This window comes from Bremerella alba (genome assembly GCF_013618625.1).
In the GTDB taxonomy this organism is placed as follows: Bacteria; Planctomycetota; Planctomycetia; order Pirellulales; family Pirellulaceae; genus Bremerella; species Bremerella alba.
The window spans coordinates 171,316-197,340 of sequence record NZ_JABRWO010000009.1; the positions used below are offsets into that span (position 1 = coordinate 171,316).

Here is a 26,025-nt window from a genome sequence, read left to right on the forward strand (position 1 = left end):
CCCGGGAATGTTATTCTAAGACTTGGCAAACAGAGAGGGGCTCGTTGGCTGGCTCGTGCTGCGCGCGGCAGCTTTATCGGTCTCTCTGCATTCATCTTTTGTTCAAGTTCGGGGGAACGTCGAACGATTGGGATCTTAAGGTTGGGGAAATTCAGACGCTCGGACTCTCGTCGCGCGATCTGATAGCGTCATGATGACAGTACATGCTTCTTCCTAGATTTCGCAATTCGCCGGTTCTCACAATCGCAACCTGACTCGCTAGTGGAATAGGAATTTTGCATGAAGAACCCACCCATCCATTGGTCGGAAGGGATGTTTCTTCGCCCCCATCATTTTCAAGCGCAGGACCGTCACTGGTACGAATTCTTAGAGAACTCGATCCGTGATCTGATCCCGTACGCTTACGGCATCCGCTACATCGAAATCAGCGAGCAGGCCATCGCCAATTACCAAATCGAGGTTTCGCAGTGCGAGGCCCGGATGCGTGATGGATCGATTATTTCGATCGGCGGCAACGATCAGATGGACCGGGTTGATCTCCGTCAGGGGATCAAGGGCCTCCAAGACCTGAAAGAGGTCTTCCTCGAGAACGAGAAAATCCGTGTTTATTTGGCCGTCCCGCGAACTAAATTGGGACACGAGAACACGGCCCGCGACGCCCACATGCCCAATACACGTTACTACGAGTTTTCTCGCGAAGATGAAGAAGAGAATCGCGGCGGCAACCCTCAGGAGGTTTCGTTTCGCGAACTGAATATTCGTATTCTGCTGTCGACCGACGACCTGTCTGGTTTCGAGCTTTTGCCAATCTGTCAGATCGTGCGTAACGAGTCGGACGGTACGCCACGCATTGATCCGAATTATCACCCCCCATGTTTGGCCGTCGATGCCTGGACACCACTGGGCACCGGCATTGTGCGGCGGGTATTCGATTTAATCGGCGAGCGCATCGAGCGATTTCGCAACGACATTCTCAACCAGAACATCACTTGGGACCCGCGCGAGATTGGGGACCTGGAAAAGATGATGCGGCTTCGGACCCTCAACGAAGCGTATGGAGAACTTCGCATTCTGGCGTTCAGCGATGGCATTCATCCTTTGAAGGTCTATACGGCCCTATGCCGTATTGTCGGCCAACTCGCGATCTTCGACGAAAAAGAACGTCGCATCGAGAACATTCCGAAATACGACCACGAGAATTTGGCCGAGATCTTTCAGTGGGCCTACAAAGAGATTCGCCGGCTCAGCGAAGGCCGGATCGATGCGACCTATGAGCATCGCTTCTTCTTGGGCAGTGGCCAGTCGATGCATGTCCAACTGGACCCGAAATGGTTCGACCCAAGCTGGGAATGGTACATCGGGTTTGAAGGGGTTAGCGTTTCCAAAGAAGATACCTATCAATTGGTCACCCAAGGATTTCACTGGGTGTTTGGAAGCGGGGAACAGGTCGAGACGTTATTTCGCAATAACATGCCAGGCGTGCGGCTTCGGCCGGTTGCTCAGCCGCCGCGAGTGCTGCCGCAAGGTGGTAACTGGGTTTACTTCCAGGTCCAACGGCAAGGTCCGCCCTGGGACGATGTCCAACGTACCCAGACCATGGGCTGGCGATTCCAGGAAGAATACATTCACGACGTCAAAGAGTTGCAAGGCAAAAAACGTCTTGTGTTGAACATCCGAAACCAACTGATCGCGCTGCATGTCGCTGTATTCGCGCTGCGGCATGGCGAACAACCGAGAGCGTAAATCGTTTTCAGTGCTGAGTAAGAGAAGAAGTCGAACTTGCTAGTGACCACTGAGAGCGAAACGTTAGGGGTTGGGAAACTGGGTCTCAGTTCGTCCCCTCACCCTAGCCCTCTTCCGACAGGGGAGGGGGGACAGAAAATGAATATGGCCGAGAGGATAGAGAATGGTCCTGGATTCTCTGGCTGAAAACTGAACACTTCCAACTGAACACTAACTTCCAATGACTCCAAAGTTTGCCAAAGCAGTTGATCCCATTTTTCTGTGCATGCTTGATCTGCTGGATCGGATTGAACGGGATGGGAATTCGTTGGACCCCAGCCAGGAACGAATTCGCGTGAAGAAGCGAATCGATACGGCTGAGAATCTACTGGGCCAGACAGCCGAATGGGAGCTTGCCAAATACGCCTTGGTGGGCTGGATCGACCAGATGCTGATCACGGCCCCCTGGAACGGTGCCAACTGGTGGCAGAATAACGACCTTGAGTTTGAATGCTTCCATAGCGGTAAGGCGTTCGAGCATTTCTTTGTGGCGGCGAAGGAAGCTCAAAGCTTGGCCAACAAAGATGCGTTGGAAGTTTACTACATATGCGTGGTTCTCGGTTTTCGAGGCCTGTATGGGCACCCGCACTCGCTGCAGTACACACAGCATTACGGCCTGCCGGCCGACCTGGATACCTGGGCGAAGCAGACCGCTTCGGCCCTGCAATTGGCGATCGGTCGTAGCGCGATCATGGACCGCCCCGAACCTGGCGAAGGGGCGCCTCCGCTCAATGGCTACAACAAGCTGATCAATATGTCGCTCTTCGCGGTGATTATGGTCGCGATTTGCGTCGGATATTTTTTGATGTTTGGACTTAAGTAAAGACTAGTTATTGGCGTGAAGTTTTCAGTTTTCAGTAAGAAGGAAGTTCACCTTCTTTTCTCTTTCTGAAAATGAAAATCTGCTCTCTGAAAACTAGGCACCAGAGAACCGAAGGTTCGACTCATGATGGCATTCGTTTATCAACTTGTTTACTACATTACGCTGCCGTTCACCGCGTTTAATACGTTGGCGACGAATATCCCTGGCATACGTAGTCTGGGGAAAATCACGGTCCCAACGCGAATCGCCTGGCTGGTGTTCGTCTTTCTTTTCTTCGTGTTGGTATCGTTTTGCGTAACCTTTCAGTTCTCGGACACGTCGGCCCAGTGGAACGATTACCTGCTGGATTGGAAGACAGGGCTCACCGTCTTCGCGTTGATGATCGTCATCCCGGTCGTCTCGTACTACATCGTGAAGATCTGGATGGAAGAGGATACATCGGAATACCCCGATATCGACAAGGCCTGGAAACAAGGTCTGACGGCTCTTGAAAAGCATGGTATTCCATTAGGTAGCACGCCGTTGTTTCTAATCCTGGGTAATCCGGACGATCGCCGTGCGAGCAACCTGATGCGGGCCTCTGGTTTTGGCTTCAATGTTTCCGACCCTGCCCAAGGTCCCGCAGCCCTGCATTGGTATGCCAATCCAGATGCGATCTTTGTCTTCCTGACACAGACTTCGTGTTTGTCGACGTTGACCGATGGCTATAAGAATCATACGAATAAAAACTCGCAGCTTGCCACACCGGCCCCGCAGCAAATCCCTGGGGGGCAAACGATCGTCGCCGGTGCGGGGCAGCAAAGCTTGATTGCGGAGCAATTGGACCACACGTTAGGTGCGGACGAAAACGAAGACGAGCAGCGCTTCATGGAAGCTCCTCCGAGCATGCAAGCAGGCGTCGGGGCGACGATGGATTTCGGTCAAGGGATGGCCGGTGGCCAAACTATGAACTTCGGCGCAGACGATGCCGCCCAGGCCGCGTTGATCTCGAAGTCAGGCATGCGACAGTCGAAGTCTGATATGACCGATCAAATGGAACGCCTGAAATACGTTTGCAAGCTCATTAACAAATCGCGCCGTCCTGTCTGTCCGATCAACGGTCTGCTGGTCACCATTCCATTTGACATGATCGAAGATTCCAGCGAACCCATTCAGCTTGCCGTTCAAAGCGACTTGGACGTGATCCGTTCGACGACCCGTTTACGCTGCAGCGTGACGGCACTGATCACCGAGATGGAAAGCGCCCAAGGCTTTCTGGAACTTATCAAACGCGTGGGAGAGAAGCGGGCCAAAGAGCAGCGTTTCGGCAAAGGCTTCAACGTCTGGAATCCGCCCATTGCCGAACAACTGGAAGCTGTCTCGCAGCATGCCACCGGGGCGTTCGAGGACTGGACCTATCTGCTGTTTCGCGAAAAAGACGGTCTCCGCCGCCCAGGCAATCCTAAATTGTTTGAACTGCTGTGTAAAATTCGTGGCAAGTTCAGTGAATGCATGACCAACATCATCGCCAACTCGTTCGGTTTCGAGCCCGATAAGAACCCCCGTGCGGCAGGCAACTCACTGCTGTTTGCAGGTTGTTATTTCGCGGCGACCGGCGACACGGGCGACCGCCAGGCTTTTGTCCGCAGCGTGCTATATAAGGTCATGGAACAAGACGCTGAACTCGACTGGAACCAGGATGCATTGGAAGAGAATACAGGTGCCGAATTCGCCGCCAATATTGCCGCGTTGGTCGGCGGCGTGTGCCTGTTGATCTTGATCGGCTTCGCTCTGAATTCTTTCTTCGGCGAGTACATGCCGTGGCACCACGACCAATAACTGGGGAGGCCAGTTTTCTGATTTAACAGAGAACTGCGATGGGGTATGATGGGATCGCTCATAAGTGCGGCTTCCGTCTCTCTTCCCTTAAAGGTCTCCGGCCATGTTTGCCCCTGCTAAGGTTCTCTCGCTGCTTTTGCTTTCTTTTAGCCTTCTCGTTGCCACGCAGTCTGGCTGTGGTGCTCCGGCCGACGAGCCGCTGGGGCCGGAAGACATTCGCCTGAAGATCACCGGCGCTAACACCGACGCGGATAGAGACGCCATTGAGGCCGAACTGGAAAGCATGTCGGACCTGCCCGGCAACCATAACACATCCATGCGTTGGGCGACGAACCAGCCGCTGACGATTAAGTTCGGGCCCGTCGCCGATCCGCAAAAGTTTGCCGAGAAAGTGAAATTCGGCACGGTCGATAAGATCGAAGACCGGACCGTATTTATTACTTATACGAAATAGCCTTGGTTGGTTTCTTCCCTTCAGGGTACCCATCGCTCAGGAGAATGCCATGCGATCGCAACGCTTCATGCTTCTTGTCGGCTTACTTGTCCTGCCACTTCTCACAGCACTTGGCTGCTCGGGCAAGCATACCGTGACTTTAAAGGTTTCCGGAACGTCCACCAGCGAGCAGCGCGAGAAGATCTCGGAGACGGCCAAGTCCCTTACCGACGGCAACAGCAACTACATCTCGGCGTACCACATGAACGACACCTACACGGTAAACGTGGGCCCAGTGATGGATGTTGAGGCATTCGTCAAACAGATCGACTTCGGCAAGGTGACCAAGGTGGAAGATCGAACTATCTATGTTGATCTAAACGCCAAGCCAGACGCCGAAGAGCCAGCGGCAACTGATCCGGCCACCACCGATCCGGCTCCGACGGAGATAGGGCCCATGGAAGAAACACCGCTGGAAACCGTTCCGATGGATTCTGCTAGTGAAGAGAAGTAAATTTACTCCGCAGAACGCCTTTTCGAGAGACTATTGGCAATTTAAACCGCTTCGAAAAAGCAAGAGTCGCTCCCAGGGCAGTTGGTTGCGACTCTTGCCGTGTTAAGCGAGAGAATTTTGGGGAAACTCTCGCTTAGAATTCGCTGACGACTTCGCCTCCGGCACGCGTTGCCAGGGACCGCCAAGTGGTTAGGTCAATCGTTTCGCTAATCGAGCGGCTGCTTCCGTCGAACATGACCACATCGACCACACCGGGGTGCCAACTGCGGCTGGTGACGATGGCGTAAGTTGGATTGCCGCTGCTGCCATCTTTGCCTTCCTGCCACGAGTTGTAGTCGCACTCGGGGTAGGCCGTGCCACCGATGGTGCAGCCTGTTTGGGTGTTCGGCGTCATCGCTGCCGTAAAGCCGGTGTGATGCACGCGACCATCGGGCCATTCGGTATGGCCGGTGTTTTTCTCGTCAGAGCCTGAGGCAATTTGCGTTTCGGCAGCGGTGATCGAAGCAGGGATGCTTGTCGAATCAGGGCCATCGTTACGCCGGTAAGGCGTCCAGGCCTTCACCTCGGCTGCGAGCAACGTGTTGGACGATCCGTCGGTGGCATCGCGGAAGGAAAGCTTCGAGTTGGGATAGAACAACCCATTTCCGCCTTGTTTCGTAGTAGGGTTGAAAACGAACCACGTTCCGTAATTGAAGCCGTACGAGGTCGGCCACAGCTTGACCTTTCCGCTGCCTGGGTCACGTTCGCGCCCGGCGCCGGGGTCGCTGGGACAACCATAACCGGGGATCTTCAAGCCATCAATCGGCGTCTGGAAGTCCCAGGCCGTAGTGATGTCGACTTGGTCGTATAGATTGCCTTGTTCCAGGAAACTGAGGATGCGCCCATGCACACCCCAGGAACCATTGTTGCCGGTCGAGGAGACCGACAGGTCGACCGTGCAGCCCATGGGCAGAGAGCGATACGTGTCGATGTAGTTATGCGTGGCCAAGCCCATCTGCTTCAAGTTGTTCTTGCAACTCATTCGCCGGGCGGCCTCGCGAGCCTGTTGCACGGCCGGCAAGAGTAAGGCGATAAGAACGCCGATGATGGCGATCACCACCAAGAGTTCTACTAATGTGAAACCGGTGGGCGGCGATTTCCGTAGGGTGGGAAAGGTCGTCATGCGTCTTCTGCTGTCCTTCCTAATCAGGCATCCGGCATTGGGGGCGAAGCCTGTTGGGTGTAAGACGCGGGCAAGGAAAATTCAAGAGTCAACGAAACGTGCCCGCGTAAGATTCGCGCAAGATGCAATCGACATGCCTAACAAGCTTAAGGGGGATCGTTGAATATGGTTAGCATGCGAACTACCGTGTTAACACTCGAATGAGAGTCAGTTTCGTACGCAAAAGATTGAACGGAGAATCCATTGAGCAAATACTCGTCAAATAGCTGACGCAAAGCGTGTGTTACTTGAACCGACAGTCGCGTCGTCTGAAGTGACATGCTTATGATGGAGCAACGACGAATTGTCACGTGGGTTGGTACTTACGGAGGAGAGTCTGTGGAAGCGATTATTGACCTTTTTCTTGGTCTCGAGCGGATGGCACCTGGCAGTCTGGAAACGACGGCCAAGGCATTTCAAGTTGCTGCGCAAGATTATGACATTGAAAAAATTGTTGAGTTCGGATGCGGTAGCGGAGTTTCCACGATCGAACTCGCCCGGTTGAGTGGCGCTCCAATCATTGGGGTCGATAACTGTGCCCCCTTTCTTGCGCAGCTGAAGCAGAAGATTGCTCAGGCTGGACTTGATCAGCAGATACAGGTGCGCGAGCAAAGCATGGAAGTTGCTTGGCGAAAGGGAACCTGTTTCGATTTGATTTGGTGCGAAGGCTCAGCGTATGCCATTGGTCTTGAGAACGCACTACAGCGATGGCGAGAGCTGCTTAAGCCTGGGGGGCGAATTGCTCTCAGCGACTTGGTCTGGATCGATACCGATCCGGACGCGGAAGTCCAAGAGTACTGGCAGAACCAAGGCGTCACCCTTTGTTACCCAAACGACACGCTGGCTTTGTTTTCGTCGCAAGGATACCAAGTCGTCGATTATTTTATTTTTCCTGAGAGCGACTGGCAGAACTATTACCAGCCGCTTCGAGCCCGCTTGCCGCGATGGAAGGCCGAATATTCATATCCGGAAAATGCCGGTGCGATCGATCAATTGTTTCAAGAAGAATTGAGAATGTACGACCAGTTCAAAGCCCAATATGGCTATGCGTTTTTCATTGCTCAGCGAGCCCCTTGAATTCGAGATTGCCCCGGCATCGTGCTATGATGAGACGACCTCGATACTTACCCCCTGGAGATCAAGTCATGCTACGCGGCCTGTTGAGCGTTGTTCTCATGCTGTTGTTGGGTGGTTCTTTGCTCGCTGCAGAGAAGCCTAACTTCGTGTGGATCATGTCCGAAGACAACTCGAGTCACTTTCTTAAACTATTCGATCCGACCGGGGCACCCACGCCCAATATCGATGCTCTGGCCGATCAAGGTCTTGTATACGAGCACGCTTTCTCGAATGCTCCGGTATGTAGCGTCGCTCGGACGACTTTGATCACTTCTTGCTATGCACCACGAATTGGGACGTTCCAGCATCGCAAGAGCTTTATGGTGCCCATGCCGGAAGGTTTAAAGATGTTTCCTGCTTACCTTCACGAGGCAGGCTACTACACCACCAACAATAGCAAGGAAGACTACAACGCAAAGAAGTCTGCCGACGTCTGGGATAATTCTTCCAGGAAGGCATCGTGGAAGAATCGTAAATCGGGTCAGCCATTTTTTCACGTGCAAACATTCACCACCACGCATGAGAGTTCGCTGCACTTCCCCGCCAAGGACATTCAGGACAAGCCAACAGACACCGATCCGGAAACCGTTTTCATCCCACCACATCATCCCAGGACAAAAACGTTTAAGTACACGTACGCTCGATATCATGATCGAATTCAGGAAGTCGATCGGCAAATCGGACAACTCGTCGATCAACTCGAGCAGGAAGGTCTACTCGAGACAACGTTCGTCTTCTATTTCGGCGATCATGGTGGCGTGCTGCCTCGCGGTAAAGGATATGCCTATGAGACTGGTCTGCATGTGCCGCTGGTTATTCGAGTGCCTGAGAAGTTTCGCGATCAAATGCCTGAGAAGATCGGCAGCCGTTTAGATTCGTTTGTTAGTTTTGTCGATTTCGGTCCCACGGTGTTGAATCTTGCCGGTCTCAAGGTTCCCGATGGAATTGATGGGCATGCTTTTCTGGCGTTAGGGAACGCTCATTTGATGCAAACGGATGAGGCTTTTGGGTACGCCGATCGCTTCGACGAAAAGTACGACATGGTTCGAACGCTCCGCAAAGGAAAGTACCAGTACGTCCGTAACTTTCAGCCATTCAATTTCGACGGGCTGATGAATAACTATCGCTACAAAATGGCTGCCTATCGCGAGTGGCGAGAGCTTTTCGATGCCGGCAAGCTTAACCAAACCCAAGCCCAGTTCTTCCAGGCTCGTCCTGCCGAGATGCTATTCGATGTGGAGGCCGATCCTTATGAAGCCAAGAATTTGGCCAACGACCCGCAGCATGCCAAGGTTCTGGCCGAGCTTCGTGGTCGCTTGAACAATAGAGTTGCCGGCATGCCGGATCTTGGTTTTTATCCGGAAAGTTTTCTGGCCGAAAACGCGGCGGACAATCCGGTGGCATTTGGCCAGCAACATAAAGACGAGATCGCCAAGTTGCTAGAGATTGCCAATCTTGAGGTTCTCTCGTTCGACGAGGCTCGTTCGAATTTGATGGAAGCTCTCGGGTCGTCTGATCCTTGGCAGCGTTATTGGGGTGTGATTGCTTGCACTTCACACGGTAAGTCTGCCTTATCACTTGGTAAGCAATTGGAAGCGATTGCCCAATCCGATCCAGAGAACTTGGTACGCGTCCGCGCGGCTGAGTTTCTGGCGTTGCATGCCGAGGTCGACCCTGCCGCTGTTCTCAAGAAGGCGATTGCCGATGCGGAAACGGCGACCGAGGCGAATCTGATCCTCAATACAGTCGTTCTTCTGCAAGATGGTCAGCCTGGGTATGAGTTCGACTTTCAGCAGTCCGACTTCCAGCACTTGAAGGGGAGCCGAGGGGAATTGGATCGTCGGCTAGAGTATCTTATCGGGAAGTAAAACCATGCATTGCTGTGCGACTCGTTTTGTGAAGGGGCGTCGCGCATAAAAAACGTCCGAATCATATTGTGAATGATTCGGACGTCTGGGAGTTCAATCGACTCGATGTCGAGATTTAGTGCAGCCAGACTGCTTCCCGCGGGGCTTCACCCCCGAAGGAGAAGTTCTCGCTGGACGTCGCCTCTTCAGCTCGTATGATCGGAGCTGGTGTGACACGCTCGACCGGGGCGAGCGTGTGACCGGCTGGCTTGACGATGCCGCCGGTGATCGTCGAAGCCGAACGGAGCGGGTTATTCAGGACCGGCAAAGCACTGGTTCTTGCTGCCGGAGCAGGGTCTATATCAGCCGGCGTGGGCACGCTGATCTTTTCGATCTTCGGAGACATTTCTCCGTCGATCGGTTTGGCGACCAAGGTGTTATCTGCTTGCTGTGGCTGGCCAATAACGGCTTCGTTGATGACGTAGTTGCTGTGAGCAGCACGCTTGTGCAGGTCACGTCGTAGAGCATCGTTGTAAGCCTTTTGCGGCCATGGCCCTTCAGCAAGCGAGATCTGGTAGAACTCGAGCAGCGAGCCCTTCTCGAAGTGCATGTTCTTGACGGCCAGAGCGTAGTCGATACGAGCCTGGTTGAACAACGCACTCGAGTCGATCACACGACGCTGGGCTTCCAAGAGCAGGTCGATCGGAGCCTTGCCGGCTTCGTAGCTTGCTCGGACGGTTGCCTCTTGGGCATTGGCAGCTTCGCGACGATTGAACAGCAGTTCCATGATCTCGTAGGCACGCTGGATTTCTGCGTAGGTATTCGAGAGACCATACATGATCTGCTTTTCTTGTTCTTCCCGGATCGCTCGGGCACGTGCCAGGGCCAGTTCGCTGCTGCGGACTGCCGAGTGAGCACGGCGGAAGCCAATCGGCATTTCAAATTCAACACCGAGTTGGTATTCAGCAAAGTCTCCATCGGTCAGGCTCTGCAGGGCACCTGCTTCGCCGGGGATGCTGCTTTCGTCCGAAAGGGTCGGGCCAAAGCCACGCTGACGGTAGCGAGCAATCAGGTCCAGATTGGGCATCAGGAAGTTACGGTTGGCGAGCAGTTCGAGTTCACGCTGCTTGATAACCCACTTCTGACGACGAAGTTCCGGACGGCGAGCGAGTGCTTCGGTGGCGACGGCATTCCAGTCAAAGTTGACCTTGGCAACCGGTGCTTCGGTAGCCGGACGGATCAAGCGACCGTTGGTCTGGGTGAGACCCATCATGAATCGCAAGCGACGTTCACAGACGCGAACACCACCGGGATTGTTAAATGTACCGCCCAGCGAACCGTTGTTGTCGCGGGTACGTTCGACCAGACGACCATTCAAAGCGTTGACCACTTCGACTTCAAAGCGGAAGTACTGTTCACGAGCTTGAGCTTCGGTGTCCGCCGACTTCTTGTCAGCTTCGACGTTGGCGTAGGCTTTCTTCCAGACTTCCAACACGTTGTTACGTGCGTTGATTTTGACGTCCAAGTCGCGGTAAGCGAAGAACAAGTCCCAGTAAGCGTTTTCGACATCACTCACCAGGTTTCGGACAGCGATCTCGAAATCAGCCAGGCTGATATCGGTACGTGTGCGAGCGATAAGAACACCATTGGCAAAACCAGGCTCGCCGTTGGGGCCAGCGATTCGGTTGAACATGACACCAGCACCTTGAAGCAACGGTTGTCGCATTTCGGCGTCGACGTACGAATCCCAGCCGGCGCTGAATACCTTCTGAGGATTGTTGTTGTAGTCGTATTGCGTGATCCCTCGCAACGTGACCAAACCACCAGTCGCGTTCCGCTTGCTCAAGTTAACTTCATAGTTGTGTAGGTCTTGCTGAAAGAAGCCGTTATTACCCACCGTGAAATTGTTCACGCGGCGATCGTTGGCTTCAAAGTAAGTGCTCGCACCGAATGTGGCGTCGAAGGCGCTCAAAGCGGCTTCTTCACCGAAGCGGCCATCGGTGTACACGATTGCCGGGTCGTACATCGAAACCAGAGCTTCGGGGCTTCGCAAAACGCCACCGAGGTCTTTCATCACTTGCGAGTTCTGCAAGGCCAAGCGAACGGCTTCTTCCAGGGAAAGATCCCAGTAGCCTGCTTCCAGATCGATGTTGTCAGGATTGATCGCATCGGGCGAATCTGGAATTTCCAGCCAGTCTTCGTCTTCGCAGATGCTTGGGACCGGATCTTCGATCTTCAGGCCGCGATCGGCATACTCTGAGATGAGGCATTCATCGTATGCGGGTGGATCTGGGCAGTCGTAGTTGTTCCAGCAGGGATGTAAACAACCGCTAAGGCCGGTCGACATACAAGTGCCAAGAACTACAAACCAATGCGTGTAGCGACGAAGCATCGCTATTTCCCTCCTGGGGTCGATCGTGCAGGCAAACTGGCCGTCGAAAACTGGGTACGGTCGTCTATGCGAGGATTGAGGCGTCGTTCTATTTCCGGCTCAGGGTCGAGCCGGTCGGGTCAACAGAACCACGCTTATGGGTTACATCCTCCTGGATCATCTTCGGCAGAGGGAAATTGTAAACTCAATAAAACCCGCACTTTCTGAGGATCTGTTACGAACGCTATCATGCATTTAGTGGCTAGCACCGGGACTTTTCGGCCTACTGTTTTCGTAACCGTCAAAGTCGGCCGATGACGATAGCAATCAAGGTGATTGCATCGACTACCGATTGGAATGATCTTGCTGGCTGGTATACTCACCAAAGGTGGAGTGTTCCGGCGATGGGGGTTGCCTGAGCAAATCAGATCCACATGCGACGGCTGTGTTATTCAGCGGTCGGACTAAGAACTAAGGGGGAAGCATGAATTCCAAGGGGTGGAATTCCGATTCATCTGGTGACGACCAATCTCGGAAAGAGAATTCCGAGAGCTCTTGGTCCATGGACGACGTGCTAAGTCGGACGGCCGATTCGGGACAGACCGATGATGTCATGGAGACACTGAAGGTCCTAAAAAGCAGTCATCCCCAAGCCAAACTGGGTGAGATCGATACGGCCACTCGTTTTGTCTTAGCTTTGCTTAAGCGTCGCTATCCTGATCTTCCGCTGGCGAGTGAAAAGGTCCTCACGATGGCCTCGACGATTGCCCAGTCTTTGGTTGAGGATCCCGTAGCTAGTGAACGAATGCGACTCCTTTGGGCCCAGTTGAGTTGAGCTATGACCGCTGAAGTGACCCAACTCGAGCAACGCATTCATGATAACCAGGGGCTTGTTATTTCCCTGGCCAAATCAATCCATCGGAAGCTTCCTCCGCAGATTGGCATGGATGACCTGATCGCCTATGGCCAGCTTGGTTTAGCCGAGGCGGCCCAGTCTTATGATGATGACAAGGGCGCAAGCTTCTCGACATTTGCTTACTATCGTATCCGCGGTGCCATTTACGACGGCATCTCGAAGATGAGTTGGAATTCGCACGCCGCCAGAATGCAGAACAAGTATCAGCAAATGGCGGCCGATACATTGCAAGCTGATGCCGCAGCTGGTGGCACGACGCCCGCTTCTGCCCAGGAAAACGCGAAATGGCTGGGTAATTTGACGGAAAAGCTCGCCGTCGTCTATTTGGCCAGCCATGGGGAAGAAACTCAGCATGCGTTCCAGGCAGTTGCCGATGCACGAACACAGCAACCGGGTGACAAGTTAGAGAACGAAGAGATTCAAAGCCTGCTAAAGAAACTACTGCAAACCCTGGCTCCGCATGAGCAGCAGTTGATTCGGATGACCTATTACGAGGGTTTTAGTCTGAAGGAGGCCGCCGACCGCCTGGGTAAAAGCAAATCGTGGGCAAGTCGGTTGCATCAAGCCATTTTAGAGCGTCTGGCTAGGGCTCTGCGGCAGACGACCTAGCTAGATAGCGGACCAAGTTAAAGCGTAGCGATTAAATCGATCGGAATGATTCGCACCAGTGAGGATTGCCGAGAAAGAGGGTAAGGAGACTTTTGACGATGATCCGGCCGAACTCATTCCGCCGGAATAAATTAGTTGAAGTTCCTCGTTTGACACTTATACTTTCGCGGCAAATTTGTTCCCCTGTCCGTTCGAGATGAACCGTTATGGCATTTCCACAAGTACTCGATATCGAATCGCTGATAAATCCGATCTCGGAGGAAAGCCCGAGCGGCGTGGAACTTCGTGGCTCTGAACAGGCCAACGAGTTTTTCGATCTACGTGAAGTCTTCAATCAGTCGAACAAGGCCGAGCGTGATTTACAGACCGCAATGGCATTTCCGGACGAGGAATTCCCCGACTTGAAAGACCCGGAGTGGGAAGAAGTCCGCGATCGGTCGATGCACATATTGGCCAACTACTCTAAGGACGTTTCGGTCGCCTCTTGGTTAATTGAAGCCTCGATGCGACTGGAGGGGATCCCCGGTCTGCGAGATGGCTTTAAGGCGATGCTAGAGATTTGTCGTCGCTATTGGGACAACATTCACCCAGAACCCGACGAAGATGAAGGCTACGCCGAAACAGTCTCGCAGTTGACCGGCCTTACTAGCGATCGCTCGTATGGAGTTTTGGACAATCTTCCGTTAACAAACGGTGGAGGGGGGAGCTACTCCCTCTTTGACTTCAATGAAGCCAACCGCATCGATGGTATGGATGCGGAAGACAAGCAGCGGCGGATTAGCGAGGGGGCGGTTGAGCGGCACACGTTCGACGAGTCCTTTCGCACGACATCTCGAGATCATTTGAATAACGTAATCGAAGATCTCGATACATTGATCGCTACGATTCGCGAGTTGGAAACGTACTTGGACGAGCGTTGTCTGCGGAATTCCTACGGGGAAGAGACGGCCCCGTCGATGACCTCGTTTCGTCAACGACTCGAATCAATTCGATCGACGGTCCAACAACTGATGTCGGAACTATTGCTCGACGAGGTGACGGAATCGACCGACTCTGCCGGCGAGGAGTCGGAAGATGGAGGGCCTGTCGTTCAGCAAAAAGGAGTCGCCGGTACCATTCAAAGCCGAGCTGATGCGATCAAGATGATCCGTAAGGCGGCGGAGTATTTTCGTAAGACGGAACCGCAGTCTTTCATCTATTTCAAATTGGAACAAGCAGCCCGATGGGCCGAAATGCCCTTTCCCGAACTGCTCAAAGAATTACTTCGAGATGAGACCGCCATGGGCGAATTGCATCGTCGAACTGGGATTCCTATACCCGACGACGATAGTGGATATTAATGAAATTTCTTTAATATCTTGCATTGATTGATTGAAATCTGTCCGCATATTACCGACATTGAGGGCAGGTTAAGTTTGGGCAAACTTGGCCAGTGACGATGCGTGCTGTCCATTAGGGCTGCGAGCTGCTTTTCACCGACGCATCAAATTGAACTGACATTGAGGGGAAACGATGGCTGAAAGTTATCAAAAGAGGCTCAACCGCGTCCGTAAGCCTCGCGTCCACATCACCTATGACGTGGAAACGGGTGACGCGATGGAAAAGAAAGAGCTTCCGTTCGTTGTGGGCGTCATGGGGGACTTCTCGGGCAACCCATCTGAAAAACTGGAACCGCTCAAAGAACGCAAGTTCGTCCAGATCGATCGTGACAACATCGACGACGTGATGAAGCGTTTTCGTCCCGAACTGAACATGCGGGTCGATAACACGCTGGCCGGCGATGGCTCAGAGATGGCCGTCAACTTGAAGTTCGAATCGATGGACGATTTCAGTCCAGCCAATGTTGCCAAGCAAGTCGAACCACTTAAGAAACTACTCGCCACACGCGACAATCTTCGCGACCTGCTTACCAAGATCGATCGCAGCGACGATCTGGAAACGCTTTTAGAACAGGTCATGAACGACGCAGATCAACTTAAGAAGTTGGCCGGCGAACTGGGTGTTGACGAATCGGGTGATGCCGACAAGGGGGATAGTTAATTATGAGTGCAGGCGAACAACAATCGGCCCAATCGGCGGCACAAAACGAAGATGCTACCAGTTTGCTGGATGCCGCGATCACCGCGACCAAGCAAACCGAGCAGCCACGAGCCAAGGAGTTGATTGAAACTCTGGTTCAAGAGGCCATGAAGGGTACCGTCACCTTCGATAAAGACATCATCCGCACGATCAATCAAGGGATCGCAGCAATTGATGAGGCCGTGTCGCAACAACTCGCAGCCGTGATGCATCACGCTGAATTCCAGAAACTGGAAGGCAGCTGGCGCGGCTTGCATTACCTGGTCAGCAACAGCGAAACGGGCGAAATGCTCAAGCTGCGTGTGCTGAACGCTTCTAAGAAGGATATCTCGAAGGACCTGGAACGTGCGGTCGAATTCGATCAGAGCACGCTCTTCAAGAAGGTTTACGAGAGCGAATTCGGCCTAGCCGGTGGTACGCCTTACGGGGCGTTGATCGGCAACTTCGAATGGGACAATACGCCCGACGATATTGCCGCTCTGGAAAAGATGTCTGGCGTTGCCGCGTCGGCGTTTGCACCGTTTCTTACGGCACCAAGTGCCAGCTTCTTCGGGTTCGATGATTGGGAAGAACTCTCGAAGCCACGTGACCTGGCCAAGATTTTTGACTCGCAAGAGTACATCAAGTGGAACTCGTTCCGCCAGTCGGAAGACTCTCGCTTCGTCACGATGTGTATGCCGCGAACCCTGGCTCGTTTGCCTTATGGTGCCGCGACCAAGCCGGTTGAAGAGTTCAACTACGAAGAAGTGGAAACCGGTCCCAGCGGTCAGCCGATCGAAGTCGATCATGGCGAATACTGCTGGATGAATACGGCATTCGTGATGGGTGCCAAGATGACCGACGCGTTCGCCAAGACTGGCTGGTGCACGGCCATCCGTGGCGTTGAAAACGGCGGTAAGGTCGAAGGCCTGCCGGTTCACGTCTTCAAGAGCAGCGATGGCGACTCCGGCGTCAAGTGTCCGACGGAAGTGGCGATCACTGATCGTCGTGAAGCGGAATTAAGCAAGCTCGGCTTCCTGTCGCTTTGCCACTTTAAAGACACCGATTACTCGGTCTTCTTCGGTGGTCAAACGACCCAAAAGCCTAAGCAGTACCATGATCCTGATGCGACGGCCAATGCCGAGATCTCGGCACGTTTGCCGTACATCATGGCATCGTCTCGCTTCGCGCACTATCTAAAAGTGATCGCCCGCGATAAGATCGGTTCGTTCATGGAACGAGACGATTGCGAACGTTGGTTGAACGACTGGATTCACAACTACGTTTGTGCCGACGAACGCCCCAGTGCCGAAGTCAAAGCTCGCTTGCCATTGGCCCAAGCACGCGTGGAAGTTACCGAAACGCCCGGCAAGCCCGGTTCGTATAACGCGGTAGCTTACTTGCGACCTTGGCTGCAAATGGAAGAGTTGACCGCCTCGCTAAGGATGGTGGCATCGATTCCGCAGAAAGCAGGCTAGTCTGCTTCGATAGATAAGCAATCCCAGAGGCACATTGGGGAACCGCTCCTCTGTGCCTCTTTTTTTATCCTCTTCTCTGCGCGATGTTGCAATGAGTGCCGAGTTTCAGTCGCAACCCGAAGAGTTCGCCGAGGCGCCTGCCCAACAGGAATCGCCAGCCGAAGAGTCGAACGCGCCGAGCGAGGATGCTTACTCTGGTTCGATCTTAGATTGGATCGTTTCCCACGAGAACGTCCAGCAATCGAATCAGGCAGCGCATCGCTGGGACGAGTTCATGAACGCTTCGACCGTTCATGAGAAACTGGCCGCCTGGCTCGGTAAGATCGATGGTTTGTCGAAAAAGTCGCTCGTACTGCGACTGAACGCTGACGTCGCCCAGATCGATCACTGGCTCACCGAGCAGATCAACGCCGTCCTGCATCATCCGCAGTTTCAAAAGCTGGAAGCATCTTGGCGCGGCCTTGAGTATTTGACCGACATGGTCGACGACGAGGCCGACCGGGAACGCGTCGTCATTCGAGTGCTCAACGCAAGCTGGAAGGATGTCGAACGCGATATTGAACGCGCCGTCGAGTTTGATTCGAGCGAGTTGTTCAAGAAGATCTACGAAGAAGAATTCGGCACCGCGGGCGGCAAGCCGTTTGGAGTGATGATTGGGGACTACGAGATTCATCCCAATCCAACCAAGAGCCATCCCCATCGCGACTTGGATACCCTGCAAGGTTTAGCAGGCATTGCGGCGGCCGCGTTTTGTCCCTTTATCGCCGGGGCCAGCCCAACCATGTTTGGCCTTGATGAGTTTACTGGGCTAGAGCACGTCGAGAACCTGCGTTCAGGCTTCGAGCAAGCCGAGTTCACGCAGTGGCACGCGTTTCGTAAAACCGAAGATTCGCGATTTGTTGGTCTCGTTATGCCGCGCGTCTTGATGCGTTTGCCGTACGAGACCTTTGATGCCAGGGCAGACGGATTTTGTTTTCGAGAAGAAGTGGGTGGTCGTGATCGTCGCAATTACCTCTGGGGTAATGCGTCGTATGCATTTGCCGAGGTATTGATTCGTGCTTTTTCCGATTGTGGTTGGCTGGCTCAAATTCGGGGCGTTCAACGCAATGTCGTAGGAGGTGGCCTGGTGAGCCGCCTAGCCGTTCATCATTTTGGTACCGATCGATACGGAGTTGCCCCCAAGTCTTCGACCGACTGTATTATTTCGGATCGTCAAGAAGCGGAACTGGCAAACTTAGGGTTCATTCCGCTCACGCGTTGTCACGATACCGATTTGAGTGCTTTTTACTCAAATCAAACGGTGCAAAAGCCAAAAGTTTATGAAGACGAGGCAGCTACGCAAAATGCAAAGATTTCGGCCATGCTGCAGTACATTTTGTGCACTTCGCAGTTTGCCCATGCACTGAAGGTCATTGCTCGTGACAAGGTAGGAACCTTCGAGGATCGCGAGTCGGTCGAGCGTTTCCTAAACGACTGGATTCACGAGTATGTCACGCCGGACGAAAAAGCTAAGCCGGCAACCAAGGCCGCACGGCCCCTGCGTCAGGCCGAAATTCGTTTGCGAGACGACCCTGGTAAGCCTGGTTCCTACCGCTGCACGTTTAAACTATGGCCCCATTATCAACTGGACGATCTGGTCGCTTCGATTCGCATGAAGACTAATATCGAAGGCCGCCGGAAATAAGATTACAATCCATCATTGCTTGAGAATCAACTTCGGGGGAAGCACATGAGCATCGGCGAACAACTTAAGTCTGGGCAACTGAACGAAGCCATCGAGGCAGCCATTCAAGATGTCAAGAAGAACCCTATGCAATGGGAGTTGCGAATCGCATTGGCCCAACTGCTTTGCTTACGGGGAGATATCAAACGTGCCGACACTCATCTAGAAACGGCACAGATCCAAACTCCCGATGCGATACTTCGCATCTCGATGTATCGCCAAATGATCCGCGGTGAGATGACTCGCAACGAATGCTGGGAAGAAGGCCGCACGCCGGACTTGATGCAGAATCAAGAGCCAACTCCTCTAGTCGAAAAAAATCTTCGTCTAATTCTCGCCTTACGCGAAGAGAACATCAAAGAGGCTTCGCAGCTTGTCGACGAAATCGAAGAAGAACGGCCCGTCGTGAAGGGGAAATGCGACGGCGTAGAATTCGAAGACATCCGTGACCAGGACGATCGCACGGCGTTCTTTCTGGAAACGATTACCAGTAATGGTAAATATTTTTGGATCCCATTTGATGCGATCGATTCGGTCGAATTTCACACTCCTGAGCAACCATGCGACTTGATCTGGCGACGGGCAACCATGAACGCCTACGGCCAGGAAGGGGACGTTTTCATTAACGCTCTCTACCCGGGCAGTTCCCAGAGTGAGGATTTGACTCAAAAGCTGGGGCAAACCACCGCGTGGCTTGGTGAAGAAGGCGAGCCGGGACGTGGCCTTGGGCAGCGAATGCTGTGGCTTGGCGAAGATGAGAAGTCGATCATGGAAATTGGCACTTTGGAATTCGCCCAGTAATTTGTCTTTGACGGGAAGTATTGATGTCCAGAGGCAGCCCGGATGAAGAGCCGCTCATGCCGTCGGTCTTTGATCGGCTGATTGACAACGAGCCGTTCAACTCACGCGAGACGCCACATTCGCAAACACAGACCATGCGAGAAATTCGTGAGTCGGTGATGCGCGACTTGGAAAACCTTTTGAATACGCGTTGGCGAAGTAAGTCGTGGCCGCCGAAACTGAACGAGTTGAACAACTCGTTAATCAACTACGGGATTCCCGATTTCTCGTCGATCGATCTGAGCTCGGACATGGATCGTGACTCACTTCGTGAGGCAATTGAATTCGCGATCCGAACTTTCGAGACGCGATTTATTACGGTTCATGTCGAGATTCCGGAAAAGAACAAAGCGGAAGATCGCACGCTCCATTTTATTATTCGGGCCGAACTCCATGCGACGCCGGTGCCCGAGCCGATTGTGTTTGATTCGAAGCTGGAACCATCGGATCATCAATTTCATGTCAGACGGAAGGATCGATGAGCGACGAACTGCTCGAATTTTATCGCCGCGAACGCGCCTACCTGTTAGATCAGGGCAAGGCGTTTGCTAGAGCTAACCCGAAAATCGCCAGCCGCCTGGGATTAGGGGGAGACGACTTTAAAGATCCGCATGTTGGCCGATTGGTGGAATCGTTCGCCTATCTCAACGCACGGACGCGTCTCAAACTGGAAGACGACTTCCCTGAAATCGCCGCATCGATGCTGGAAGTTCTCTTCCCTCATTTACTGCGGCCCATTCCCTCGATGTCCGTTGTTCAATTCGGATTAGATCGCGCTCAGGTCGAAGCGGTTAACGGGTTTCAGGTAGCCAAGGGGGCCAGTCTCGAGACCGAACAGGTCGACGGTGATCCTTGCCGGTTTCGCACTTGCTATCCCGTCACATGCTGGCCGATCGAAGTCAGCGATGTGCGCATGATGAGTCACCCGCTCGAGGCGCCGCAGACGCCCTACAATGCGGAAGCTTCGGCGATGATCCGGATCAGCTTGAAGAGCTTCTCGTCGACGACCGATCTGAGCCAATTGAAGCTGAAGACGCTACGCTTCTTTATCAAAGAGCAGGCACCCTATAAGTTCGATTTGTACGAACTGTTGATGACCTCTGTGGTCGGAGTCGCGGTGGCGGAGAATCACAAAGCGGCCGATTTTCAAATGCTGGGTCGCAATTGTATCGAGCCGGTGGGGTTTAGTCGCGAAGAAGGAATGTTTGATTATCCGGCTCGTTCGTTCCTCGGGTATCGCTTGCTGACCGAGTTTTTTACTTTTGCCGATAAGTTCCTGTTTTTCGATCTGAATCTTGAATCAGCTTTGAAGAAGATTCCCGGCGGCCAGGCCGAGATCTACATCTTCTTAAAGCGGGGGAACTCCGACCTGGAACGCCGACTACAGGCCGACAATCTGCGAATCGGGTGCACGCCGATTACCAATCTTTATCGTCAGGAAGCCGAACCGATTCGTCTGACGCACGAGAAGACCGAGTACCACGTGATCCCAGACTCACGGCGACCGTTCGCGAACGAAGTTTATTCAATCGACGAGGTCACCGCCGTATCGCAGGATCATCGCGAGGTAAGTTACCACCCGTTCTATTCGTTTAAGCATTCTTCCGAGTCGCACGACGCCGAAACGTACTGGCACGCCGTACGAAGGCCGAATCCTGGTGGTGAGGAAACCGGCGACCAGGGAACCGAGTTATTCGTTTCTGTCGTCGATCTCAATTTCACCCCCAGTGCCGAACAGCAGTGGAGCTTGCATGCGGACTTAACATGCTTCAATCGAGATCTGCCAGAGCGACTTCCGTTTGGTGGCGATCAGCCAAAGCTGAGCATGCCGGGGCTGGCACCCATTACCAAAATTAATTGCCTGCTGCCTCCCACGCCTACCCGCCGTCCAGATATCGAGCAGGGGATTCGGTGGCGTCTAATTTCTCATTTGTCGTTAAACCATCTCTCATTGAGCGATGACGTGGATGGCTCGCACGCACTGCGGGAGATCCTTGGTTTATATGATTACGTTGATTCCGGCGTGAGTCGGGCGTTCATCGAGGGAATTCAAACGCTGCGTAGTGAACCATGTACTGCTCGCGTGAAGACAGCCAATGGAACGGTATTCTGCCGTGGAACCCGCCTGCACGTCACCTTTGACTCGAGCAGTTATACCGGTGGCGGTATGTTTTTGATGGCGAGCGTGTTGGAGCGATTCTTTGCCCTGTATTGTACGATCAATTCATTCACCCAGACGGTCATGCATGATGAGACCGGAGAGGAGATCTATCGTTGGGCACCGAGGGCCGGCGAAAACGTGCTACTGTAGCTAGTCGCCTAGTTGAACAGCCTTATCAATTCGACTTTTTCCAGGCCATGCGTCTGTTAGAAAAGATTGCTCAGGAAGATCCTGAAGCATTTCCGAATTGGAAATCGATTGGGCAAGACGGGCCTCCTCATCGCGAGTTGGTCGAGTTGAAGGTTTTGTGCGCGCGGACCTTTCCGTCTAGCGAAGTCGCTTCGATCGTGCGTCGCCGTCCGGACTCCGAAGATGCACCTCCCGAAGGGGAACCACCCTTCGTCATGACCACGACCTTCATGGGAGTTTTTGGTGCCCAAGGGGTCATGCCGCTGCATTACACGCAAACCATTCTCGACCGCGCCCGCCGCAAAGACTATGCGCTGCGAGACTTTATCGACCTCTTTCACCACCGCATTCTGTCTCTCTTTTATCGGGCCTGGGAGAAGTATCGTTTTCCTATTGGTTTTGAAAGGGCTCGACGGAATTCGCCGAAACCGAAGGATCTCGACCTATTCACCGAGACGTTGTACTCGCTGGTAGGAATGGGAACCGATGGCATCCGAGATCGTCTGCTGATCGATGATGAAACCTTTCTGTACTACGCCGGACACTTCGCTCATCGGCCACGATCGGCACTTGGCCTCCAGCAGATATTGGAAGATTATTTCTCCTTCGATGTCGTTGTTCAGCAATACACAGGACACTGGTTGTATATCGATCCGGCCGACCAATCACGCTTGCCAGACGCGGCCGGGATGCTCGGTGGAAACAATCGGCTAGGTGAAGAAACGGTCATCGGTCATCGCATGTGGAACTGCGAAACGCGGTTTCGATTGCGAATTGGTCCAGTGGACTACCGGCAATACAAACGCCTGATGCCTAGTGGCGATCAATTAGGCGAGGTCGCCCAGCTAACGCGGACCTACGTCGGGAATTCATTGGATTTTGATACACAGCTGGTGTTAAAAAATTCAGAGGTTCCTCAATGCATCTTGGGGAGCGAGGAAGACCCATGTTTTTTGGGGTATAACATGTGGCTGCGTGTTGGCGAATTTGTCAACGACGTGGAAGATGCCGTTTTCCAGCATTCGGGGTATCCGCTGGGATCCACAGAAGCATCGGCGAAGTAGACGATCGATTCAGGAACGAATTGGCAATTCGAGAATGAATTGGGGCATGTCGGATCAACTAGGGAAACATTCAAAGATTGAATTGAAAGGGATCGACCTACCATGGCATCCGTGAACTTGAAATCGTTGGTGGGCAAACTGAACGGTACGTGTCGGCGTACCTTGGAAGCGGCCGCTGGGTTATGCCTTTCGCGAACGAATTACAACGTTGAGATCGAGCATTGGCTGACCAAAATTTTGGAAACCCCCAACACAGATCTCGACGCGATCATGCGAAATTACGAGATCGATCCAAGCAAGTTGGTGACTGAGTTGACCAGGGCGATGGACAAGCTGAAGACTGGCAATGCCCGTCCACCAGCGTTGAGCCAAACCGTGGTCGATCTGGCTCGCGACGCATGGCTGTTGGCCTCGGTCGACTACCTGGAACCAACCGTTCGTAGCGGTCACCTGATCATCGCGATGCTTTCCGATCGAATCACGGCCCAGGCCATCCTTTCCAGCTGCCCGGAACTTGAGAATATCAGCCTGGAGGACTTAAAGACGAACCTCGCCAAGATAACAGCCGAAACTTCGGAAGAGGAAGAGTCGCAAGCCTCGTTAGCCACGGCACCGGCAACCGGAGGGCCAGGTGGCGGTCCCGCGAAACCAACCAAGACGCCAGGGCTCGATCAGTTTACGATCGATCTGACCGAGAAAGCCAGGAAGGGAGATATCGACCCGGTCTTGGGCCGTGATGACGAAATTCGTCAGATCGTCGATATCCTTTGCCGTCGCCGACAAAATAATCCGATCCTGACCGGTGAAGCTGGCGTCGGTAAAACGGCCGTGGTCGAAGGGTTCGCCCTGCGTGTGGCAGCTGAAGATGTGCCCGATGCACTGAAGAATGTTTCGATCCGCACGTTAGATCTTGCCTTGCTGCAAGCCGGCGCTGGCGTGAAAGGGGAATTCGAGAACCGGCTAAAATCGGTCATCGAAGAAGTCAAGTCTTCGCCGAAGCCCGTCATTTTATTCATTGACGAAGCCCACACCATGATTGGTGCTGGGGGTCAGGCTGGTCAAGGAGATGCGGCGAATCTGCTGAAGCCCGCTTTGGCGCGGGGAGAACTGCGAACGATCGCCGCGACAACCTGGGCCGAGTACAAGAAGTACTTTGAACGCGACGCCGCACTGGCTCGTCGTTTTCAGGTGGTTAAGGTCGAAGAGCCAAGCGAAGAGAAATGTATCGGTATGATGCGTGGGCTAGTGGCGACCCTCGAGCACCATCATAACGTCCGCATCTTGAACGAGGCCGTCGAATCCGCCGTCAAGCTTTCGCATCGCTATATCTCTGGCCGACAGCTACCGGACAAAGCAGTCAGTTTGCTCGACACGGCATGTGCTCGAATTGGGCTGAGTCAAAACTCGACCCCGCCTCAGATCGAGCATCTCACACGACTGATCGATCGTATCGTGACGGAAGTCGAGATCCTGAATCGTGAAATGGCTTCCGGGGCCGAGGGGCACGAAGAAACGATTGCCCAACTCGAAGAGCAAAAGAAAGCTTCCGAAGAAAGCTGGGAAGTGCTTTCCAAACGTTGGGAGCAAGAAAAAGAATTAGTCAATCAAATCCGCGAATTGCAGGATGAATTAGCGGAAGACGATGCCAAACGCCGAAAGCCAGTCGTCGAAGGAGAGCCGAAGCCGGAAACTCTCGCCGACGCCAAACGCGACGAAATCAAGCAGCAGGTCAAGAAGCAACAAGCTGAGCTTTTAGAGATCCAAGGGGAAACGCCGTTGGTGCATATTTGCTGTGATACCAATGCCGTTGCAGAAACGGTCGGAGCATGGACCGGTATCCCAGTCGGGAAAATGGTTGCCAACGAGATCGCGACAGTCCTGAAACTGCAGGACATGATGGAAGAAAGTGTGGTCGGTCAGTCGCACGCGATGCTCCAAATTTCCGAAAGCATCAAGACATCCCGAGCCAATCTAGAAGATCCGAATCGGCCAATTGGGATCTTTCTTTTGGCCGGTACCAGTGGTGTCGGGAAAACCGAAACGGCACTCACGCTGGCCAACCTGTTGTACGGTGGCGAGCAGAACATGACGACGATCAATATGTCTGAGTTCAAGGAAGAGCACAAAGTGTCTCTCCTAATGGGTTCGCCTCCTGGGTACGTAGGTTACGGCGAAGGAGGCGTGCTGACCGAAGCCGTCCGCCGTAAGCCGTACAGCGTGATCTTGCTAGACGAAATGGAAAAGGCGCACCCTGGTGTGCAAGACATCTTCTACCAAGTGTTCGACAAGGGACATATGAAAGATGGCGAGGGACGCGATATCGACTTCAAGAATTCCGTCATCATTATGACCTCGAATGCCGGTACGGACTTGATTATGAGTCTTTGCCAAGATCCTGAAACACGCCCCGATCCGCAAGGACTGCACGACGCGCTGCACGAGGAACTGCTGAAGACATTCAAGCCGGCCTTCCTGGGGCGTATTTCGATTATTCCGTACTTCCCACTTGATGACGATGTTATGAAGAAGATCATCCGTCTGAAGCTAAGTAAGGTAGGTCGCCGCGTGCACGACCACTATCGGGCAACGTTTGACTATTCAGACGCCTTGGTCGATGCCATTGCTGCCCGGTGCACGGAAGTCGATACGGGTGCTCGTAATGTCGACAAGATTTTGACCCGGACCTTATTGCCAGAGATGTCCGGCGAGTTCCTCTCGCGCATGGCCGAAGGGAGCGAAATTAAGACCGTCGACGTCGATGTCGACAAGGATGGTAACTTCGTCTATTCAGTCAGGTAGGTCCATCCTACGGATTGAATTACTTAGTGAACTTCTAACGATTGTTCCAACGGCAGCGATTCGCTGCCGTTTTTTTATGGACCTTTTGTCTGGTTTCACTCGTCAAAACGGGGGACATGCGCCCTTTGCGTTTATAGTGAAACCTCGTTTGCCTCCGGAAGGGGACAGGTCTCAGCTGAAAAGCATTTGCCGCGATTGGTCGATTTTCTGATAATTCAGGCTTAATCCTATCTTGGGAAGAGCGGCTAAAGGACAAGCGTTCTACGCGAACCATGGAATCATC

20 protein-coding genes are annotated in these 26,025 nt (G+C 53.3%); 18 read left to right on the forward strand and 2 right to left on the reverse strand.

The window, feature by feature from the left end:
- The first annotated feature begins 279 nt into the window (after positions 1-279).
- The 5 genes from tssK (at position 280) to HOV93_RS16445 (ending at position 5,370) form a co-directional block, all read left to right on the forward strand.
- Positions 280-1,743, forward strand: coding sequence for a type VI secretion system baseplate subunit TssK (tssK, locus tag HOV93_RS16425; protein WP_207397613.1), 1,464 nt, complete (start codon positions 280-282; stop codon positions 1,741-1,743).
- A gap of 220 nt (positions 1,744-1,963) precedes the next feature.
- Positions 1,964-2,605 carry a DotU family type IV/VI secretion system protein gene (locus HOV93_RS16430; RefSeq protein ID WP_207397614.1) on the forward strand — a complete coding sequence of 214 codons (642 nt, stop codon included), beginning with the start codon at positions 1,964-1,966 and terminating at the stop codon, positions 2,603-2,605.
- Between the two features lie 123 nt (positions 2,606-2,728).
- Positions 2,729-4,423 (forward strand): type VI secretion protein IcmF/TssM N-terminal domain-containing protein, encoded by a 1,695-nt coding sequence (locus tag HOV93_RS16435; RefSeq protein WP_207397615.1) that lies wholly within the window; start codon positions 2,729-2,731, stop codon positions 4,421-4,423.
- A gap of 103 nt (positions 4,424-4,526) precedes the next feature.
- Positions 4,527-4,877 (forward strand): hypothetical protein, encoded by a 351-nt coding sequence (locus HOV93_RS16440; RefSeq protein WP_207397616.1) that lies wholly within the window; start codon positions 4,527-4,529, stop codon positions 4,875-4,877.
- Between the two features lie 49 nt (positions 4,878-4,926).
- On the forward strand, positions 4,927-5,370 hold the full coding sequence (locus tag HOV93_RS16445; RefSeq protein ID WP_207397617.1) for a hypothetical protein: 444 nt from the start codon (positions 4,927-4,929) through the stop codon (positions 5,368-5,370).
- A gap of 133 nt (positions 5,371-5,503) precedes the next feature.
- Here the strand turns inward: HOV93_RS16445 and HOV93_RS16450 are convergent, their stop codons facing one another.
- Positions 5,504-6,532, reverse strand: coding sequence for a DUF1559 domain-containing protein (locus HOV93_RS16450; protein ID WP_207397618.1), 1,029 nt, complete (start codon positions 6,530-6,532; stop codon positions 5,504-5,506).
- Positions 6,533-6,856: 324 nt separating this feature from the next.
- On the opposite strand from HOV93_RS16450, the gene HOV93_RS16455 reads away from it, so the two are divergent.
- Positions 6,857-7,648, forward strand: a complete 792-nt coding sequence (locus HOV93_RS16455; protein ID WP_207397619.1) for an SAM-dependent methyltransferase — start codon at positions 6,857-6,859, stop codon at positions 7,646-7,648.
- Positions 7,649-7,716: 68 nt separating this feature from the next.
- Entirely contained in the window at positions 7,717-9,555 is a 1,839-nt protein-coding gene (locus HOV93_RS16460; RefSeq protein ID WP_207397620.1) for a sulfatase family protein, read from the forward strand.
- Between the two features lie 115 nt (positions 9,556-9,670).
- Here HOV93_RS16460 and HOV93_RS16465 read toward each other — a convergent pair whose 3' ends face one another.
- A complete protein-coding gene (locus tag HOV93_RS16465) occupies positions 9,671-11,926 on the reverse strand; it encodes a TolC family protein (protein WP_207397621.1) in 2,256 nt (751 codons plus the stop codon).
- Positions 11,927-12,467: 541 nt separating this feature from the next.
- Between HOV93_RS16465 and HOV93_RS16470 the strand changes: the two genes are divergently transcribed.
- The 11 genes from HOV93_RS16470 to tssH all read left to right on the forward strand — a co-directional run bounded on the left by HOV93_RS16470 (position 12,468) and on the right by tssH (position 25,742).
- On the forward strand, positions 12,468-12,740 hold the full coding sequence (locus tag HOV93_RS16470) for a hypothetical protein (protein WP_207397622.1): 273 nt from the start codon (positions 12,468-12,470) through the stop codon (positions 12,738-12,740).
- Positions 12,741-12,743: 3 nt separating this feature from the next.
- The gene (locus HOV93_RS16475; protein ID WP_207397623.1) at positions 12,744-13,430 is read left to right on the forward strand and encodes a sigma-70 family RNA polymerase sigma factor; all 687 of its coding nucleotides are present in this window, start codon (positions 12,744-12,746) and stop codon (positions 13,428-13,430) included.
- 206 nt (positions 13,431-13,636) lie between these two features.
- Positions 13,637-14,770, forward strand: coding sequence for a type VI secretion system protein TssA (gene tssA, locus HOV93_RS16480; protein ID WP_207397624.1), 1,134 nt, complete (start codon positions 13,637-13,639; stop codon positions 14,768-14,770).
- A gap of 172 nt (positions 14,771-14,942) precedes the next feature.
- Positions 14,943-15,470: a type VI secretion system contractile sheath small subunit gene (gene tssB / locus HOV93_RS16485; protein WP_207397625.1), complete on the forward strand. Its 528-nt coding sequence runs from the start codon at positions 14,943-14,945 to the stop codon at positions 15,468-15,470.
- 2 nt (positions 15,471-15,472) lie between these two features.
- Positions 15,473-16,966 carry a type VI secretion system contractile sheath large subunit gene (gene tssC / locus HOV93_RS16490; RefSeq protein WP_207397626.1) on the forward strand — a complete coding sequence of 498 codons (1,494 nt, stop codon included), beginning with the start codon at positions 15,473-15,475 and terminating at the stop codon, positions 16,964-16,966.
- A gap of 91 nt (positions 16,967-17,057) precedes the next feature.
- A complete protein-coding gene (gene tssC / locus HOV93_RS16495) occupies positions 17,058-18,650 on the forward strand; it encodes a type VI secretion system contractile sheath large subunit (protein WP_207397627.1) in 1,593 nt (530 codons plus the stop codon).
- Between the two features lie 45 nt (positions 18,651-18,695).
- A complete protein-coding gene (locus HOV93_RS16500; RefSeq protein WP_207397628.1) occupies positions 18,696-19,490 on the forward strand; it encodes a type VI secretion system accessory protein TagJ in 795 nt (264 codons plus the stop codon).
- 23 nt (positions 19,491-19,513) lie between these two features.
- A complete protein-coding gene (gene tssE / locus HOV93_RS16505; RefSeq protein ID WP_207397629.1) occupies positions 19,514-20,011 on the forward strand; it encodes a type VI secretion system baseplate subunit TssE in 498 nt (165 codons plus the stop codon).
- Entirely contained in the window at positions 20,008-21,840 is a 1,833-nt protein-coding gene (gene tssF, locus HOV93_RS16510; RefSeq protein WP_207397630.1) for a type VI secretion system baseplate subunit TssF, read from the forward strand. Before tssE ends, tssF begins: the two co-directional genes overlap by 4 nt.
- A complete protein-coding gene (gene tssG / locus HOV93_RS16515; protein WP_207397631.1) occupies positions 21,804-22,943 on the forward strand; it encodes a type VI secretion system baseplate subunit TssG in 1,140 nt (379 codons plus the stop codon). The genes tssF and tssG overlap by 37 nt, the downstream gene beginning before the upstream one ends.
- A 102-nt stretch (positions 22,944-23,045) precedes the next feature.
- Positions 23,046-25,742, forward strand: a complete 2,697-nt coding sequence (tssH, locus tag HOV93_RS16520; RefSeq protein WP_207397632.1) for a type VI secretion system ATPase TssH — start codon at positions 23,046-23,048, stop codon at positions 25,740-25,742.
- Positions 25,743-26,025: the final 283 nt, after the last annotated feature.